This window comes from Phocaeicola sp. ICN-14070, from assembly GCF_037892625.1.
GTDB classification, from domain to species: Bacteria; Bacteroidota; Bacteroidia; order Bacteroidales; family Bacteroidaceae; genus Phocaeicola; species Phocaeicola plebeius.
This window is the reverse complement of sequence record NZ_JBBKBF010000196.1, coordinates 1-306: the sequence shown is the minus strand read 5'-3', so window position 1 is coordinate 306 and position 306 is coordinate 1. Positions and strand designations below refer to the sequence as shown.

Genomic DNA, 306 nt, shown 5'->3' with positions numbered 1-306 from the left:
CCTTGAACATTTTATGGGATCTGTATCTACAGACGGATATACGGTTTACAGGATGTTCGACGGAGAAGACTCAAAGGTGCTTCATATAGGATGCTGGACACACTGCAGGAGGCTGTGGGTCGATGCCTTGCCATCAGACAGAACTGCGATGGATATAATAGACCCTATCGGTGATATGTTCAGAAATGAAGACTTGTTCCGCACAATGAAACTCAGCGGTGAGCAGATTAAGGAAAAAAGACTTAAGCTTACGAGACCTATTCTTGAACGTATCCATCATAAGGTGGTCATGATGATGCAGGATAC

Annotated in this window: 1 protein-coding gene; it reads left to right on the top strand. The window is 44.1% G+C overall.

All coding sequences use genetic code 11. The features are described from left to right. A partial coding sequence (locus WKT20_RS18280; protein WP_340417892.1) for an IS66 family transposase occupies positions 1-306 on the top strand: 306 nt, incomplete at both ends.